The sequence below is a fragment of the Vreelandella sedimenti genome (assembly GCF_013416325.1).
Lineage (GTDB): Bacteria > Pseudomonadota > Gammaproteobacteria > Pseudomonadales > Halomonadaceae > Vreelandella > Vreelandella sedimenti.
The window spans coordinates 1-17465 of record NZ_JACCGK010000013.1; the positions used below are offsets into that span (position 1 = coordinate 1).

At 45.2% G+C, this 17465-nt stretch carries 17 protein-coding genes; 7 read left to right on the plus strand and 10 right to left on the minus strand.

Translation table 11 applies throughout. The features are described 5' to 3' along the window. The first annotated feature begins 253 nt into the window (after window positions 1-253). The gene (locus tag HZU72_RS15080) at window positions 254-961 is read left to right on the plus strand and encodes a GntR family transcriptional regulator (protein WP_180093503.1); all 708 of its coding nucleotides are present in this window, start codon (window positions 254-256) and stop codon (window positions 959-961) included. A gap of 326 nt (window positions 962-1287) precedes the next feature. Here HZU72_RS15080 and HZU72_RS15085 read toward each other — a convergent pair whose 3' ends face one another. The 5 genes from HZU72_RS15085 to HZU72_RS15105 all read right to left on the minus strand — a co-directional run bounded on the left by HZU72_RS15085 (window position 1288) and on the right by HZU72_RS15105 (window position 6158). Beyond that, window positions 1288-2565, minus strand: coding sequence for a TRAP transporter large permease (locus HZU72_RS15085; protein WP_180093505.1), 1278 nt, complete (start codon window positions 2563-2565; stop codon window positions 1288-1290). After that, on the minus strand, window positions 2562-3032 hold the full coding sequence (locus HZU72_RS15090) for a TRAP transporter small permease (RefSeq protein ID WP_180093507.1): 471 nt from the start codon (window positions 3030-3032) through the stop codon (window positions 2562-2564). Before HZU72_RS15090 ends, HZU72_RS15085 begins: the two co-directional genes overlap by 4 nt. 59 nt (window positions 3033-3091) lie before the next feature. Continuing rightward, window positions 3092-4066, minus strand: coding sequence for a TRAP transporter substrate-binding protein (locus HZU72_RS15095; protein WP_180093509.1), 975 nt, complete (start codon window positions 4064-4066; stop codon window positions 3092-3094). Window positions 4067-4138: 72 nt separating this feature from the next. Further along, on the minus strand, window positions 4139-5065 hold the full coding sequence (locus tag HZU72_RS15100; RefSeq protein WP_180093511.1) for a ketopantoate reductase family protein: 927 nt from the start codon (window positions 5063-5065) through the stop codon (window positions 4139-4141). A 13-nt stretch (window positions 5066-5078) separates the two neighbouring features. Further along, on the minus strand, window positions 5079-6158 hold the full coding sequence (locus tag HZU72_RS15105; protein WP_180093513.1) for an isocitrate/isopropylmalate dehydrogenase family protein: 1080 nt from the start codon (window positions 6156-6158) through the stop codon (window positions 5079-5081). Window positions 6159-6726: 568 nt separating this feature from the next. Here HZU72_RS15105 and HZU72_RS15110 point away from each other — a divergent pair. Together HZU72_RS15110 and abiEi are read left to right on the plus strand one after the other, a co-directional pair. Next, on the plus strand, window positions 6727-7062 hold the full coding sequence (locus HZU72_RS15110; protein WP_180093515.1) for an MbcA/ParS/Xre antitoxin family protein: 336 nt from the start codon (window positions 6727-6729) through the stop codon (window positions 7060-7062). 457 nt (window positions 7063-7519) lie between these two features. After that, a complete protein-coding gene (gene abiEi, locus HZU72_RS15115) occupies window positions 7520-8059 on the plus strand; it encodes a type IV toxin-antitoxin system AbiEi family antitoxin (RefSeq protein ID WP_180093517.1) in 540 nt (179 codons plus the stop codon). 39 nt (window positions 8060-8098) lie between these two features. Here the strand turns inward: abiEi and HZU72_RS15120 are convergent, their stop codons facing one another. Genes HZU72_RS15120 through HZU72_RS15130 form a run of 3 tightly spaced genes read right to left on the minus strand, consistent with a single transcriptional unit; the run spans window position 8099 to window position 9052 of the window. Continuing rightward, a complete protein-coding gene (locus HZU72_RS15120) occupies window positions 8099-8593 on the minus strand; it encodes a hypothetical protein (RefSeq protein WP_180093519.1) in 495 nt (164 codons plus the stop codon). A gap of 2 nt (window positions 8594-8595) precedes the next feature. Then, complete coding sequence (locus HZU72_RS15125; RefSeq protein WP_180093521.1) at window positions 8596-8850, minus strand: nucleotidyl transferase AbiEii/AbiGii toxin family protein; 255 nt, start codon at window positions 8848-8850, stop codon at window positions 8596-8598. Further along, window positions 8843-9052 carry a hypothetical protein gene (locus HZU72_RS15130; RefSeq protein WP_180093523.1) on the minus strand — a complete coding sequence of 70 codons (210 nt, stop codon included), beginning with the start codon at window positions 9050-9052 and terminating at the stop codon, window positions 8843-8845. The genes HZU72_RS15125 and HZU72_RS15130 overlap by 8 nt, the downstream gene beginning before the upstream one ends. Window positions 9053-9301: 249 nt before the next feature. Between HZU72_RS15130 and HZU72_RS15135 the strand changes: the two genes are divergently transcribed. The 4 genes from HZU72_RS15135 (at window position 9302) to HZU72_RS15150 (ending at window position 16769) form a co-directional block, all read left to right on the plus strand. Then, a complete protein-coding gene (locus HZU72_RS15135; RefSeq protein ID WP_180093525.1) occupies window positions 9302-9613 on the plus strand; it encodes a hypothetical protein in 312 nt (103 codons plus the stop codon). 999 nt (window positions 9614-10612) lie between these two features. After that, entirely contained in the window at window positions 10613-11020 is a 408-nt protein-coding gene (locus HZU72_RS15140; RefSeq protein WP_180093527.1) for a hypothetical protein, read from the plus strand. Then, on the plus strand, window positions 11017-13413 hold the full coding sequence (locus tag HZU72_RS15145; protein ID WP_180093528.1) for a hypothetical protein: 2397 nt from the start codon (window positions 11017-11019) through the stop codon (window positions 13411-13413). The genes HZU72_RS15140 and HZU72_RS15145 overlap by 4 nt, the downstream gene beginning before the upstream one ends. After that, complete coding sequence (locus HZU72_RS15150; protein WP_180093530.1) at window positions 13410-16769, plus strand: tyrosine-type recombinase/integrase; 3360 nt, start codon at window positions 13410-13412, stop codon at window positions 16767-16769. Before HZU72_RS15145 ends, HZU72_RS15150 begins: the two co-directional genes overlap by 4 nt. Window positions 16770-16863: 94 nt before the next feature. Here HZU72_RS15150 and HZU72_RS15155 read toward each other — a convergent pair whose 3' ends face one another. Continuing rightward, window positions 16864-17151 (minus strand): hypothetical protein, encoded by a 288-nt coding sequence (locus tag HZU72_RS15155; RefSeq protein WP_180093532.1) that lies wholly within the window; start codon window positions 17149-17151, stop codon window positions 16864-16866. Beyond that, window positions 17142-17462 carry a hypothetical protein gene (locus HZU72_RS15160; protein WP_180093534.1) on the minus strand — a complete coding sequence of 107 codons (321 nt, stop codon included), beginning with the start codon at window positions 17460-17462 and terminating at the stop codon, window positions 17142-17144. Before HZU72_RS15160 ends, HZU72_RS15155 begins: the two co-directional genes overlap by 10 nt. Window positions 17463-17465: the final 3 nt, after the last annotated feature.

Genomic DNA, 17465 nt, shown 5'->3' on the forward strand with positions numbered 1-17465 from the left:
TTATACACCATAACTTATGCGGATTCACTTATAAAACTAGGTTTTCCGCACCAGTATAATCTATTATTTATGAATAAATACTTCTAGCTCTTACTTACCACATTATATGACATTATAGAAGCAACTATATCAACTGTCACGCTAAGATCTCCTGATGTGCCGTCATAAATTTGTCCATATTCAAGAACCTGTGTTAAAATTGTATACATTTACTGTTGCTTATATCAATTAAGATTCTCAAAAGAACTCATACATGAAAAAATTGAAATCTTCTGAAAACATGCCATTGGCAGAAACTGCGTATCGCAAGATAAAGCAGGCAATAATTGAATGCCATTTCTCACCAGGATTACAAGCTGCGGAGCAGCAAATCGCTACTCAGCTAAACATGAGCAGAACTCCTGTTCATCAGGCTATCGTAATGCTTGAGCAGGAGGGCTGGGTTCGTTTGCTGCCTCGTAAAGGGATACAAATAGCGCCTATAACAACTAATCAAATGAAAAACGTTTATCAGGTACTTATGGCACTTGAAAGTGCGGCGGTACTTCAGTTAGCTTCCAAGGATATCAATGATACTAATGTCGACAAAATGCTTTACCAAGCTAGCCAAAAGGCTGAAATAGCATTCCTCAATGATGACATCAAAGGCTGGGCACAAGCTGACGACGAATTTCATTCAGTTTTAATAGAAGGTTGCGGCAATCCGTACTTATCAAAAATGGCCAGAAGCGTAATGGAACATGCGCACCGAGCACGTCTGTTAACTGTTGCGATTCGCTCAAAGGAAAGTATTGAAAAAGCCAATCAAGATCACAAAGAAATATTAACAGCTATCAAAGAAAGAAATTCTCAAGAAGCCCGCCTGGCACTAGAAAACCATCGTTATCGCGGCATGGAAGTTTTTATACCCATACTTGAAAAGGCTTCATGGTTAAGCTCCAACACCAACTCTCCGTTTTAAAAGGAAAGGTTAATTCTAAAAGTTTTTGTAAGATGCTCTACTTCTATATTCCTTCATTTAGATATTGCATAAAGACAAAAAAATTAATTAAAACTCTTTAATTTTCTAGACAATCGACTATCAGATTAATGGAAGACCTAATCTTTTATTAACATAAATTTAATCCAACTTTTACTGATATATTAAATTCTATCAATATAAAAATCAAATATATATTTATTTTGCTACTTGTTAAAACCTTGGCCTATCTTCAGATAGGCCCTTAGTATTAAAAAATTATCATATGCAAAATTAAGTCTATGTGCTACTACTAATAAAAAGTGATTTTAGTTTAGTAGAAGGTTAGGTAACCATAAAGATAGCTGTGGAAAAATCGTTAAAAGCAATATAACGATTAGGCTCACTAAAAAGAGAGGAAATACTGCTTTTGCTCCTGCCTCTAATGGTATTTCTCCTATCCTACAACCTAAAGCTAAACATAGTCCTATAGGGGGAGTTATCAAACCTAAGCAAAGATTAGCTGTGACTATTACACCGAAGTGGACAGGATCTACTCCTAAAGCAATAGCAGTAGGAAATAGAACTGGCACTAGCATCACCTTAGCAGCGTTAACTTCCATAAAAGAGCCTAAAATTAATAGAACAAAATTCACCATTAATAGAAAAACTAAAGGATTTTCTGAAATACCAGATACCCAAGCTCCTACTATATCGGTGATATTGGCATAAGCAAGTATCCACCCAAACAAGTTAGCGCTACCGAGAATTAACATTACTACAGCCGTCGTGCTAAATGAATCTTTTAAAGAGCCAATAATTTTTGTTATCGATAGCTCTCTATGTATGATGGTCCCTACAAAAAGAGCATAAACTACTGCAAAGGCAGAAGCTTCGGTTACAGTGAATACACCACTAAGTATTCCTGCCAGTACAATTAAAGGCATCAATAAAGATGTTAAAGCTTTGCCAAAACTTTTTGTTAATTCTTTAAAGGACACCTTATCATGTGTGGGAAAGTTATTTCTCCTCGCGGTCCAAATAATCATTGCAATGAGTCCTAGTGCCCATAATAGACCAGGAATAATACCTGCAATGAAAAGGCGGATAATAGAAGTATCTGTTAAAAATGAGTACACTATCCAAGCGATAGACGGTGGGATTAGGGGGGATAATGGTGACGAGGCTATAGTAACAGCCACGCTATATTCTGATGTGTAACCCAGCCTTTTCATTGCAGGTATAAATGTTCCACCTATTGCACTTGTATCTGCTACGGAAGAGCCAGAAATACCACCAAAAAATATAGACGTAATGACATTACTTATTGCTAACCCACCTTTAAACCTCCCTACTAAAGCATTCGCAAAATTAATTATACGATCGCTTAATCCACCTGCTGTCATTAATGAACCAGCAAGAAGAAAAAATGGAATTGCTAGCAGAGAAAAACTATCAATACCTGCGAATATACGTTGCGGGATGATGTACAGGCTAATCCCCCCATCGTACCAAAGTGCAAGGAAACTACTTAAAATGATAGCAAATCCAAGCGGCAAACCAATAACTATAAAAAATATAATCGCCAAAGAAAGGACAATAGTCATGTCTTAGCTCCCTTCTTAGTTAAAAGGTCTAATGTTAAAAAAAATGCGATTAGCGCCCCTCCTATAGGTATTGAGAAATAAGCGTAGTCCATTGTTATATTTAGCCCTGTTGATATTCTTCTTTCGCCTAATAATGCGTGTTGGTACCCATAGTATGTAAGAGCCGCCGCCATAATATAAGTTGATATACAGCGTATAACTGATAGAAAGGTTTGAAATTTTGGAGGAAGCATGTCTGCAAAGAAAGTTACGGCTATATGGCCATTTTTATCATGCATAACGTAAGCACTTCCCAACAAAGTGACCCATACAAGCATGTACCTTGTTAGCTCCTCTGACCAAACAGGAGCACTATCAAGAACAAACCGTGAGAACACTTGCCATATAATTACTATCACCATCAGCCCAAACATCAATAACAATATATTTAATAAACAGCGATGAAAAAAAAGTAATATTGACTGCATTTACCGCCTCCATATCAATAGGCGGGAGAACCGCCTATTGATTTTTTTATTTTTGGCTATTATTGACCTGCACTTTGAAAACGCTCAATCCAATTTTGCATATCCTGTGGATATTCATCTATAAGAGGCTTAAGTTTTTCTTGGAAAGCTTCCTTGTCAGGGTAAATAAATTCTGCCCCTTGCTCCGTTAGCATCTCAATGTAACCATCAATCTTACTTACGATCTGCTCACTCCCCCACTCCATTGCTTTATCACCTTCCTCAATAAGGATTTGTTGTACATCCTCGGGCAAACCATCGAAATAGTTAGCATCGAACAGGAAGGTATAGTAAGCATTGACATGATCAGTCATTATAATATAGGGAACAGCCTCATAATATTTTGACCGAATGTGTGCCTCAAGCGGGTTCTCAGCTGCATCAATAATGCCTTGTTGTAAGCTTGTATATACTTCACTGCTAGACATGGGTACAGGATTGGCTCCAAGCATGCTCCAAGTGTCACGAGCGATCTGATAGCTAGGCACGCGAACTTTCATCCCTTTAAGATCTTCAGGCGTATTGATCTCTTCGTTCGCTGCCATTTCGCGAGGCCCACGGAAACCTGAACCAATCAGTTTAAAGCCAGTCCGAGATTCAAGTTCGTCATGAAATTCTTGACCAACTTCAGTTTCGTGCATAATTTGATTAAAATGCTCATAGTCACGAATCAAGTAAGGATAAGTACCTAGCCCCGCTAAAGGATCATATCCATCAAGTTGAGTTACTTCTTGAATAACAATATTAGTTGTGCCAAAGGCCAAGCCTTCAATGGTCTCTGCTGCCGTGCCCAGTGCACCGGAGTAGGACATATTAATAACTACTTCACCATTGGTTCTTTCCTTAACCGCTTCTGCAAACCTTTCACCCGCGAGTCCCCATACATCTCCAGGAGGTGAGAGTGTTGCTGCACGCAGCTCTATAGTGTCAGCTTGTGCATTAAAAGCGAATAGTAGAGCTAAGCTAGTAGTAGCGGTAGAGATAAGTTTTTTCATATTATACTCCATTTACTTCAGGGTTTTGATTGTATTTGTATTGTTGTATCTACATGCATCACTGCTCTTGCATTAAATTAGATACGAAGATTCTCTTGCTTTAATAATGCTAACTACAGTATCGTTAACGGGTGTGTTTAAACCAATTTCTCTGGCAATCTTAGTAATTCCTCCATTTATATAATCTATTTCTGAACGTTTTTTGTCCAAATGATCTAAAAGCATAGATGGTTTTGCATTTGGAATTTTACTGCCTAATTTCTTCACATGCTCAATTGGATCACCAACATCTATCTTAATATTTAGCCGGTTAGCTACTTCTATAGCCTCGAGCGAGCACTTTCTAGCCAGATCCCAAGCATCTTTATTCGCTATGACCTCACCAATAGTCAACCCCGTACTGCAAGTTGTACCCGAAAAAGCCACATTCATTATTAGCTTTTCCCAAAGCATCTGTTGAACATCAGTAAATAACTGAGTTTTAAACCCAGATGATTCCCAGATGGCTGCTGACTGCTCTAAAAGCTCTCCTGATAGATTTGAATATGCACCAAAACGAATCATTTCCATGCCGTTGTGATGTACATGACCCGGCGCCTTAAATGATGCTCCAAAGCCTCCTACAACTCCAATTGCCAGTTGCTCTTCGCCAATTGTTTCAGCAACTTTTTCCTGCGCGCCAATTCCATTTTGTATCGTTTGCACCACCGTATTTTTACCGATTAGTGTGCGGGCACTATTTGATGCAGCCTTAACGTCAAACGCCTTTGTAGCGATGATGACTAGATCGTAGGTTGGAAGCCCTACGGTAGAATTGGTTGCCTTAATATTAACTGTCCTATTACCGCTAGCCCCCTCAACACGAAGACCATGTTGGTTAATAGCATCGACATGCTCTTGCCATATATCGATTGCGATTACTTCATGCCCAGAGTCAGCCATCAGTCCGGCATATACTGACCCCATGGCGCCGCAGCCTACAATTGCAACGCGAGACATATTGCTGCTCCTTTTAGTTGCTCTGAATTTCTTGGATATACGCTTGCGTAATATCAGTAGAGCTAGCGTTACCACCGATATCTGCGGTTTTAACTCCTTTGGCTAGAAGCTTTTCAGTCACTGCTCTTATCTCGTCGGCAGCAGCCTTGCACTTCTGGTCATCGTTACGCATTTCAAGCCAATCAAGCATCATTGCTGCAGACAGGACAGTCGCTACGGGATTAGCAATATTTTTCCCTTCGATATCTGGCGCAGTGCCGTGGCTGGGCTGGAATACACCGTGCTCTTCACTGACATCTCCCGAAGGCGCCACTCCTAAACCGCCAACGAGACCTGCCCCCAATTCAGAAACTATATCGCCGAATACATTCTCGGTAACAATTACATCGAAACGACTGGGGTCTTGTACCATCATCATTGCGGCTGCATCGATGTAAAGATGATCGGCTTCGATATCACTGTTTTTTTCAGCGACTTCATAAAAAATCTTTCTTAAGAAAGCATTACTGCGCAACACATTAGCTTTATCGAACAACGTTACCCGCCCCTCACTACCACCTTTTTTTCTGGCGCGTGCTTGAGCAAAAGCTAATGTGAAGAGCTTTTCGCTGGTGGCTCGGGTAATAGTTAAACGATCGCTTACAGTTTCATCACTTGGCTCTTGCTTGTCATGACGACCTGCAAATAGTCCTTCGGTAGTTTCACGAATAACAAGCATATTAGCCTTACCGGAGTTCAAGGGTGCTCCAACTCCTTCGAATAGCTTAACTGGTCGTAGGCTAGCAAAAAGTCCGTAATGCTCTCGGATATCAATTTGCGGAGCAATTTCGGTTCCATCAGACTTTCGAATATGAGGCAGCCCCATGGCACCCAATAGAACAGCATGGGCTTTGCCAATTGACTCCATTGTATGCATTGAAATCGATTCACCATTTTTTTCGTAATACTCTGCTCCTGCTTCGTAATGTTGGTAAAGAAGATTAATACCGTGTTTCTCGCTTGCAGCCCCCAACACCTTTAACGCGCTATCGATCACTTCAGGACCAATACCATCGCCAGAAAGCACAGCAATATTGTATGAATTATCAGCCACTTAACCACCCTCAATGTAAGTTTCATCTTGCATGCAAGCTTGCATGCAATAGATTACAAGGTAGTTAATATCTTCCACGATTGGCAATATCGACATTAGTCTAATGCTTGATAAAACATATCACTCATATTTGAGATGAAATATCGGCTGTAACTTAAATCACTTACATTATTCTTAGCTTTCTGGTTTAGCCTTAACAACAGCTCTAGCATGAATTCAGCTTTCTCATGTGGCAACAGGGAGCATTCAGGTGGACTCCATGGAGGGCTGTTTTACGGTTCCCACTATTAGGGCAGCATTAATTCTCAGAATGTCCTTTCCACCTTTGGAGCTGTGCTTAGGCCAGGGGGATTGTGAGATATACTTGATACAAGGGCTGCTAGAAACAAGGAGGGTGGTTTAATGACGTTACCTTATGAAAGGACGCGTGCAATTATACTGACTAAGCCTTTCTCATTGAGCTGAGTAAGGATACTTCCCTTCCTGATGAAAGAGGCCCGACGCTTGCTGCGCCATTACCCAAGCCGTGAAGACGTGCTTTTGGGCTGGCGAGATAGAGGAAATGCTTATGTCAGGCACTATTTTTACTCCTATGCTGTCTAGCAAAGAAGAATACGTAAAAACAACACCTATACCACCTAGTCAAATCGAACATACGGTTTCACAAAAAATTGCTAGGGATGATGAGAAGATGATTAGCGATGATGACTCAAAGCAGGAAATTACAGTCGCCATCTGGAGGGCGGCTATCGAGCTGTTTGGTGGGGATCGAACAGCAGCGGACAAGTGGTTACATAGTGAAGCATTGGCTCTAGGTTGGAAGCGTCCCATTGATGTCATACAGGAGGATGCTCAGCAGGTAATGGATCTGATTACTAGAATAGACAGAGGTGTATATACATAACCTGGCAAGCCAGAAAAACCATCGCTACCAAGCTGGTGAGGAAAACGGCCCCTAGCAAAATCCTCAGCATCGCGTTCATACAACCAACTCTTTTCCTTATTATTATATTTATGGGGCCGAGCCTTCTTACCCCTATTTGGCGCATCCCCCATCGCACAGCCTAATCGCCATTGCTGTTGTTGCTTGCCTAACGACAATATCGCTGCTGGAGGTCGTGTTTCTGAAGGCATTGGGAGTCGCTGTATCCTACGTCATATTCAGATTCCTAAAACGCTCGCTTTAGCGATCGTTGCTGCACTGGGTTCAAAACCTCCGGCCTGAGAGGTTGGTGTGAACCGCTCTCTCGGTACCGGATCGGAGCAATCGCTAAATGACGATAGCTCTGAAATCTTGATCAGTCGTTGCTTGCACATTTCTGTACACCTAGACTATAAATATATAGTCTAGGTGTATACTTGTGAAGAATCTGACAGCTCGGCAGCGACTGGACAGCTGGGACAAAATCGGGCGAAGCGTATTCACGCGAAATGACCTGGCAAAGATATTTCATGAAGACAACCCAAAAACTCTTCAGGAAGGGATCAACCGACTGCGTAAGAATGGCATCCTTGAAGGCGTAGCCCGGGGCATCTATTACTACGCCCTTTCGCGCACCCCCGACTCATACCGACTGGAACGAATTGCTCGGGCCATGCGCCGAGGTGAGTACAGCTACGTCTCACTGGAGTCAGCCTTGTCTGAATATGGGGCCATCTCACAAATCCCCATCGATCGCCTAACCATTATGACAACAGGCCGCAAAGGGACGCACCGCACCCCTTATGGCACCATTGAGTTCACTCATACGAGCAGGCCCATCATCGAGCTGCTGCCGCGCATGCGTGACATTGGACGGCCGCTCAAGATGGCGACGCCTGAGGCTGCCTGGGCAGATCTCAAACGTGTGGGGCGCAATACGTATCTAGTAGATGTGGAGGTGATCCATGGCCAGGATTGAGCCTGAGGGTTTTGCCAAGCTAGCTGTCATGCCCGGGGCTTACATTGATGGACCAGAATGCCCTTGGTCTGGTGGGGAAAATCCTTCTAGACCGAATCCATTTGATAACTGGTCTAGGGTGTTTATTAGTTCAGAGTGAAATGAAGCATCAATCTGTAGCTCATGAAAACATTTCTGGCGATAAGACTCATTGCACAGTAGGCGATTAGCTCCGGACTTAAGCGCATCCAGGGCACTATCGCCATAAGCCATAACCGCTTTGTTTTCGGCTTCTGTCGGGATCGCGCCCCATCCATTAATCATTGCCGCTATATCGAGGATCTCGCGACTTAACACTGCTCTATCACCCCAGCGATCTGCGTTTGCAAGCAGCTTCGCGGCGTAGGCATCATTTCTGGTAATCAAAGGAACGCCGTACAGGTGCTGCGTCGGAGCATCCAGGATAATATTGCCTTCTCTAACGATTTCAAACGTAATTGGTTGGCCCTCTATCTCTAGAACAGCGCGAATGCCATACCCGTCTGCCCGGGTCATCCTCAACTGGGTGCCGTCTCATCGAACAGAGCTGATAGTCCCGTCATGGAATACTGGCCCACGAGACCACGCAACTGGCGATATCCCTCTTGGCTTGAACAAAGGAAGGCGATATCAGTGCTTAGCCGGAAATCATTCATTTGTAACGCAATGGCCGTGCCGCCCGCAAAGACGCAGTGAGTGTCTGCCAACAATGTTCCATTCAGCTTCTGCAAAATGCTGACGATACGCTTATGGTGAGCGGCTTTGCTATGCATTGATCACCCCATTACCGTATGTATTTTTCAAACGTTCAATGAGGGCTTTTTCAGCGTCCGTCAGCATGTCTTGATCAACATAGCGCCAATTGCGTTCGTAGATGGCAAATGCTTCTTCTTCATCCATCGGATGATCGGAAGGCTTATGCCAGCAGATGAGGCGAAGCTCGGGATAGTCGTTTGGTATAAGACGGTCGACCATATAATCTCCTGGTGAGCTTTTTCCTATAACAATTCGTTTCGACTGATTGGGGCAAGGACAGAACTCACTAAGCATATCTCGAGCGTTGCAGCAATTACGGCACTATAGTGACCCATGATTACTGGGGACTCATAGTGAAAAATACGTTCATAATCCCTTTCGATACCTATTCCCTAATGGCACAAATCGAAGTACGGGGCTATTTGCTGGAGAAAGGTGTCAGTTGGTTGGGTCGGTCGGGAGATAGCGATGAAAGTTACTGAAAAGGTTGAAATGGAAACCGTCACCGACGTGCAGTGCGATGTATGTCTCTGTTCTACTCAAGTCACTTCTGGTGGGGTGGAATTCGCTACACTTCAAGCGCATTGGGGCTACGGCACCAAGCATGATGGTGAGCGATACGAACTGCACCTCTGTGAGGATTGTTTTTTCCTCACAATAGCGAACCTAAAACAGGAGCGTCGCATACAAAATTTATTCAGCGAAGATGACGATGTAGCTTCTACCAAGGCGAGAGACGAATTAGGACTAGTGGCACGTGATGACTACTTTCGCGACTAAGAAGGAAATAAACCTCCCTACATATTACGTTGTTCAGCTAGTATCAAGCGTCCGCTCCTGCCCCAGGCTATGTAAAACGTAGCTATCCTCTTTACTTTATCCCCTGTCAGATCGTGGAAAGTATCGAGGTAACGTTTTGTCACAGGTCTACCCCGATCCCAAGCTACGTTGTTTTCTGGGCTTCTGGATGGCTTCGTCTATGAAGTTCGTGCCTTTGATGATTGCGTTGTCGCTCCCGACCACAAATAGCTAGGCTTCAAAGGGATTAATCAAAAGACACAAACAATATTCGAACCGGAGCAGTAAGTGCTTTTCCACTTTTTAACAATAATTGATTACTATGAAAATAAGTCGGCGCACTCTGCACATCGGAGGGTGAACGCCGGACATGACAAACGTTGAATGACCTATTCTGTCTAGCATCGCCCCCGAAAGCACGGAATAGCCGTCATTAGCGTTTTTTTCGGCAAACCTAAATCAGCGCATTTAGTGTCGCAAGAAACTGATTCAAAACAGTTTTTTAGCGCTCTGTGGCGCGCAGCTTGGCACGTATAAAATGAGTGAGCAATTAAGCTGCTTTAAGTAGCATTGTATTTTATATTATTTTATAAAATACAGCGCGACCTAATAAAATAATTGAATACTATAATTATTCAAGAACTTAAATATTTGTATACTATTATATTTTAGTTAAAAAATAATAGTATACAAATTCTATTAGCTACTATAGCCCACCTCTAAAATTATATTAAATTATGCGAAATCAGGGGTTGCACTAATCAAAAAAAATAGTAAAAATAAAGAGAACATATCCTAAAAACTGAATCACTTAGTTAACATAGAGTGACTTTTAAAGCTATTAATAAAGGTATTTTAATGCTCCAGGACCGTGGCTCCAGAAGGGTTCCATTATCTCATATTGAAGTAAGTCACCATTTATCGGCCCCTACTCTACGAGTATTTCTAGCTCGCTCGTCGCTCTTACGAGACGTGCATCGCATGTCTGAAAAGGCGATAAAAATTTATATACTTCAGCATCCTCCGGTAGTTTATGAGAATAAAAGGGGTAAAAATCACACTCAACTCTTATGTATTGCTAACCTGCTAACTTTATATATCGCCAAACGCTGTCTTTCCGAGAGTGATAAAATTCGAGTCACTTTAGTTGATGCACCGCTCAGTAAAAACACAGATTCCCAAGCACTTTCGCTAGCGCTATCAGCAGAAACGTGCCATGCGATTTCTCCAAAAGAGTTATCTCACTACATCATGTCGTTATGGGAAAACCTTGCCTCTTCTGATCCCAAAGCGTTAATTACCCTGTCTGAAAAATTCAACAATAAATCTTCTTTTTGTGAGGCCGTTGGCATCAACAGGCGAAATTTTTATGGAGACGTTAAACCATGATAAACAATGAGGAGCTTAATGCGCTTTTAGAGCAGCTGATTCAACCCCGTAAAGACTATTTTTCTTTTGAAAAAATACAGGCTTTACTGCCGTTGGTGTGCACACAAGTTGCTAATATTGGTAAGGCTTCCTGGGATTCATTGGAGCTTTTAGCGCTAGCAGAGGCGCTCAGCAGTGGTCAATTATCGCTGATATCACAGCCAGGCCATGGCGAGAAAGGGATTCATGGTTCAAACCCTATTCATGGTGTTTTATATCAGTTCATTAAAAAACGCGACGATATAGCACAGCTTAATGAACGCCTGCTCCTGCTCGCCCACATCATTAATGCTGCGCGTCAGTGGCGTAAAGATATGCAAACTGCTGAATCCAGCGATAATTTCTTTGAACAACGCGATAAACGCCTCAAACAAACGACTTACCTTAAAAATCTGGAATCTGCATGCAAAGTGGTCCGCCGCATTGATGACGATTGGCTGTTCTTGTTATCACCGCCAAATCAATCAACGGAAATTCTGTACAAGCGCTGCGATGCTTTTATCGGGGATAATGACAAGAGCCAACAAGAAGGCTATATCAAAGAATTAGCGCTTTTTTTTGCTTATGCTCTTAATCATCGGCAACCATTACGCGGCTATCAAGAAACGAGCCCTAATGAACTCCATAAGAAGCCAATAGCACAGCGAAAGCGTCGCTTCGATGATGACCCTGATGAAAGCTGGCGCGAAACAGCCAACTCAGCTATCTCCCTACCACCCGATATTGACGAAAAAACAAAAGATACCCTGCGTACCTCCGGTTTATGTACCGTGGAAGAAAGTCCCGCGACTGAGCTGATCCAAAATGACGCCCCGATCCAAGCTGCGGCGGGCGACAGCTCGTTACAGGCGGTATTTCGCGCACGCAGCCAACAAATATTTCAAGATAAAGCCGCTCAACTACTACCTGGGCGCTGGGAGCAATTGAGTGCGTTTGACCTTCATCAATTAATGCAGCAATTGGAACAAAAAATACCCTCGCTACGTCCGTGGCTTCAGTGTGTGGTCGGACTGCTGTTAATGACAGGTCGTAGCCTCGACAGTGTGCTGGACACTCAAGTAATCAAACACATTGAAAGGATCCCAAAGCTCATTACAGACCAAGCAATTTACGTTTTACCCAGTGAGCAAGCGTGTTGGGTAACAGGGGTATTTCGACCAGAAAGTAGTCGCCAGTTGACAGGAGAGTGGCCCGCTCACATGCGCATCACAAAAGATCGCCTGACGCTGCCAGTCCCGCCAATGTTTTGGGGGCTCATAAAGCTAAAAGCACTCCACGTCGCATCAAGAGTTAATAAACGCTCTGTACCGCTGTTTCCAAAAGATTATCGGGAAGAGCTAAAAAATGAGTTGAAAGTTCTGCTCTCTGACATTAACCGTAAAACTGGGTCACGGTTAACTGTCCACCGCTTGGGTGCCCATCTTTTTAATACGCTCAACCACGGTGATGCAGATTTAACGGCGTCGTGCTTAATAACAGCGCGAGTGCCCTCATTCGGCCAGCAAGCATCCCTTTATTATTATGCACCGCACATAAAACGCCTGGAACAGCAATATATCCAAGCCATGGAGGCCATCGCACGGCAATGTTCTACTCATCCGTCATCAGAAGCCGAGCCCTCCCATGCTATCGCATGCGCTACTTCTCACTCTGATGCAGCCAACCATGTGGGGTCTAACCTCGTACCCAGAACAGCATACGTAAACGCTCTTGTCACTAATATGCAGCAGCAGATTAAGGAAGCTAAAATGGGGGCAAGGTCGGCCGCACTGTTCAGCATGCACAACGCTTATGTGGCATATACCGTGGCCATGCTGATGTTCTCGACCGGTTATCGAAGCGTTCGTGACCCACTGCCGAGCTGGAACAATATTTCGCTATCGCGGCGCATGATCGTCATTGCGGACAAAACCGATGATCAACAAAGCCATGCGCGTTTTTTGCCGCTGACGAGCCTTATGGTTGAGCAACTACAACACTATCAACGCCATCGCCAAGGTCTACTTGGCCGCTTAGCGTTTTATCTTCAACACCAGTGGGATACGCCGTTTATGTTCTTGGATCACTACGGCAATCCAAAAGAGGTCACACCGACTCGGCTACATGACCAGTTGCACTGGATCGACGCCCCGCCTTTAAATATCAACCGCCACTATCTGCATACGCAATTAAAAGAAAGTCACTTATCGTCGGAAGTTGTCGATGCATTTATGGGCCACTGGGACTCTGGCCAAGAGCCTTGGGCCAGTTACTCGACGTTTTGCCCGCGTGAATATCAGCACCTTATCGCTTCAGTTATACAGCCTCTGATGGTGAAACAGGGTTGGAAAGCACTGAAAGGAGCGGCGCTATGAGTGACCAGCCACTCTGGTCAGGGTGGCGACTGCCACGGCCTCAAAAAATGTCTAGTGATGGCCAAGAAAAACGCCGCTATCAACGCGATCGTGAACGCTATCAATTTCTGATGGGTATTCTCGAAACATTGGAACAAAAGGTTCCGGGTGTCATGGAAGGCAAACCGAACCTCTCTTTTTCAGACGCAGATACCTCTGCCGTGTTTGAGGCACTGCACCAAAACACGCCGCCCAAGGCACTGCGCAAAACGCACAATTTTTTAGTGAGAGGCTTGGAAAATGGCCATGAAAAGCTGAAATGGCGTGTGATGATCCCGAGTCCATTGGTCACTGTCGTCCGTAAGCCTCCAACAGTCACCACCTCTTCGTTCTCAGACCTGCATCGTTGGGATGCCCTCGTAGAAAAACATGACGCAATGTCTGGTGTGGAAAATCTTAGCGGCAATGCGCTGAGTAAATGGATGGTGGGACGATGGTTGTTTCAGTTGATCCGTGAAGGTGCTCTGCTGAATAAGCGCTACCTGGAACAGATGCCTCAAGCGTTTGAGCAAGGCACCTCCTTTGCTTCAGGCACAGGGTTTCTCACGTTAGCGGACTGCATTCAGTCGACTAATGCAGGCGAAGAAGAAAAGGAACAAGATGAAGCATCTGTTAATAACCTGTCTTCGAAATCACCCTCTGAGACACCGATCGAAAAAGAGCTGCGGTTTCATTATCGGCGACTATGTTTAAGCCCGATGAGCCAGTTGCTACTCTTAAACACCTACCAGGATATAGGCAACGCTTGGCCACGATCCGCTTCCAAAAGTATAGTGCCTGTCGAGCAGTGCCTGATGTTTTATATCAAACACATCGCTGTCGAAACACCTCCAGCAAGTATGTCAGCTCTGCTGACGATGGCAAAAACAGCGTCGGCTCTCGATATGCCACCGTTACTGACACACTACGCAAGCAAAGCCGACTCCTCGCTCTCGTTACGTCCATCCTCATGGCAGCGTTTATTTCACCGCAACGTATTAACCGCCACCTCAGTCGAGACTCACGACGAAGACGTCTACTTAGACTTCCAAACAACTCACCAGACCAGTACTACCCCTTCCGACCAGCTAAAACAGCTCCGCCAGTTACAGCAATGTTTTTCCCCTTCTATGGTGGGTCAAACGGGAAGACGTAAAGCAATCGACAATATCAACGCATTTCTAGCGGTTTCAAATAGTAACGGTGTCATCGTGACGATGCTCGCCAACTGGTGTAAAAAGCTGATGCAAAAAGGTGGCCGGGTTAAATCCAAACTCGTCGCAAGCACTGCAGAAACATATTTATCGACCATTGCCCGCCCGCTGGTAGCGCACAGTCAAACCTTTGGTGATGTTCGAGCTGCCAGTGCCGATCAGTGGGAAGCGTTGTATGAAGACGTGTTAAACAGTGCTAAAACCTCCTCTTCCAGAGCGAAAATGCGAAATCGTCTTTATGAATTTCATCATTTTCTCGTTGATTCGTACGCACTCCCGCACATCGACCTCGACAGTGCCAATGCAGAAAAACAGCGCGTTGATGTGAATATCATTACACCCGCCGAATTTCGCCGTGCCTTGGCACTAATTGACACCTCACAGCAGCCCGAGCGATTTCGCACGATGCAAAAGCTTTCTTTAATACTGGGTTACCGCCTTGGGATCCGGCGTAGCGAGTGTGCGGGACTGCAGATAAAAGATGTCACCTACCTATTTGATAACGACGCTTTCGATGGCGAGATCATCATTCGATCTAATGACTACCGAAAAGGTAAAAGCTATTCGGCAACACGACGGTTGCCGCTGTGGTTACTGATGCCAGAAGAGCGAAAGGATCTTATCGACTGGGTTAAACGTCGCAAAGGGGAAATCACTACCCAGCAGGTAACTAAACAACTGCTTTTCTGTCGCAGCGGAACTGGCCGTCTACTTCTGGAAGATAAAGTGCTTTTTAAACCGATACAAACTGCCTTAAAAACGGTCAGTGGCGACCATACTCTTCGCTACCACCACCTACGGCATTCCTTTGTGACCTTTACGCTACTGCGCCTGTTGGAGCGTATGCCTGGTGAACTACTGCCAGACGCCTGGGTACTGGATGACCAACGCAATATCGCAATGCCAAACACCGATGCCGATATTTCGGCCTTAGCCGGTCTTGCGCCGCAAGATAGGCCTTCGCGTAAACGGCTTTGGCAACTCGCACTTTGGGCGGGGCATGCAAGCCCCGATGAGACACTTAGCTCGTACACCCACTCTCTCGACTGGATCCTTGGGCAAGCCTTGCGTGAACGTTTTAACCCCACCCTCAATATCGATCAACAATTCGCACTACTTAATTTTCCGACTAAAACAGCGTTGAGCAGTTGGCGTAACCGTCGCGGGCTCAAAGGACAGACGCAAGCCGGCGTGCTATTGCAATATCTGCAGGATGAGTGGCAGCCATATCTGGCAGATGACCCTCTGGAGCAAGAATGGCAACCCTATCAACCGCCCACCGAGAATCCGCTCGATAACCCCTTGGAAGCCTCATTCGACTGGCCCGAAGCCACGACGATTTATCAAAGCCTGCGGCTTGTCGAACAACAAGAGATGCACGGCATACCGTTTGGCGACGCTATCCACCAGACAGCCAGCCGATTCGTACTCGACCCAGGGCAGCTTTCTCTTTGGTTGGAGCATGGCGAAGCATTAATGCAACGTAAAACGCGAAAAACCAATCAACAGTTTAGTCGCGAAGACAACCGCAATGACCGTTCTCGCCGCGTGGCATCGCAACGTATCTATATGCCAGAACTGCAACGCTGCATGGCACCGCCTATCAAGCCAGAGGTATTGAGAGAGGCCGGGCATTTTTTTCATCGCCTGCTCGACTGGCATCAGTCACAGCCCGATATCGCGGAAGAAAGCCTAATGACGTTACGCAATCATATGCAACGTAGCACCGGACAGATCGAGCTACCCAGTGTTGAGGCCATTAATAGTGTCCGCGAACTATTGCGGCCGCTGCGTTGTTATCAGCATGTTTACCTCGTGGTCGAAGTCGAGATGGCGGCCAAAGAAAAGAGCATCAAACGTTACTGGTCCAATTCGACCGACATTCCCCACGAGCGTATTGAGTTGATTCCAACGCCCTCTCCTTCTGGCCGGACACGCCACTGGCATGGGAATGCCAATCTCAAAATCACGCGGGGGAATTACAAAGACCGTCATCAACCTTTATGGGAAGCCTTGCGATTCGCTGCCTTTATGACAATGCTAGTTTTGGGTCTAGGAGTCGACGAGCAGCTATCAGTGTCATCATCATTAATCAACGGCGGTAAGGAAAACGTCGGTAATTAAAGAGCCCTGCTTAGCGATGACGCTTAAAAACTTATCCCCACCGCTTAGTTTTAAAGGGGTGGGGATAAGTAGGCTTTTAAGCAACGATATTAGCCTAGCTGTTCAGCACCTCGTACGCGTTAATAAAACAAAGCTTCTGGCTAACAAATTGCGCCCACTTGGTCGTCACCTGAACATGTTGGCCCATTTTAGGCACGCCCTGCCCCGTTAAGTGGCGGTCGGTGAGATAGAAGCGATAGTTGCCATTGGGGCCAATCAAGTAGAGCAACCAGACCCGATGCTGCATTAACCACTCGGGGCCTTCAACACCGGCCACATATAGCGCGCCCTCAAACTCACGCCCAGCTTTATTCGATGACACTAGCTGCTGTGTTACTGCCATGCTTGATCCTCCCACGCCCAAAGCGTGCGCTCTAATTCCGCAAGAAGACTCGGGATCGCTTGGCGATTAGCGTCAAGGCCAAGTTGTTGAAGGGTGCGCCCTACCCAGGTCGTTAACGCATCCAGGTTGCTGTTTTCTTGCCCATCACCAAGCCACATCACGAACGCGCAGCCAGAAGCTAAGCTGGTAGCAGCGGCCAAGGACTCTGCCAAGCGCCGTTCAAGGCGGCGCTGTGATTGGTGGGCTGCCGTAACGCGCAGGGAGTGTTCGATATCGTCGCGGTTCAATTTTAGAGTATTGTGCTGTTTCATCGT